This is a genomic window from Streptomyces durbertensis (assembly GCF_014156695.1).
GTDB lineage: Bacteria > Actinomycetota > Actinomycetes > Streptomycetales > Streptomycetaceae > Streptomyces > Streptomyces durbertensis.
Genome location: NZ_WMLF01000994.1, coordinates 1 through 255 on the forward strand (window position 1 = coordinate 1; position 255 = coordinate 255).

Below are 255 nucleotides of genomic sequence, written 5' to 3' on the forward strand. Positions count from 1 at the left end.
GTCGACGACCAGGACGTCGAGGACCTGGTGGCGGCGCGACTGGTGGACGATCGAGTTCAGGAAGTCGACCGGTTCCTTGCTCCGGAACCGCATCGACGAGCCGTTCAGGCCGCAGAAGGTGCAGTGGCGCTTCTCGCCCCACCAGCATCCGCGGGAGCCCTCGAGCACGAGTTTCGGTTCGAGGTGGGGACGCGCGGACGACAGCTCGATCCGATGGAAGTAGGCGTCGAAGTCGGGTTCGGCCATCCGGTCCGC

The 255-nt window shown here is 66.7% G+C and carries 1 pseudogene; it reads right to left on the reverse strand.

The annotated features are described in order from the left end of the window. A pseudogene (locus GL263_RS28025) lies at positions 1-246 on the reverse strand (RiPP maturation radical SAM C-methyltransferase); the annotation flags it as partial. Positions 247-255: the final 9 nt, after the last annotated feature.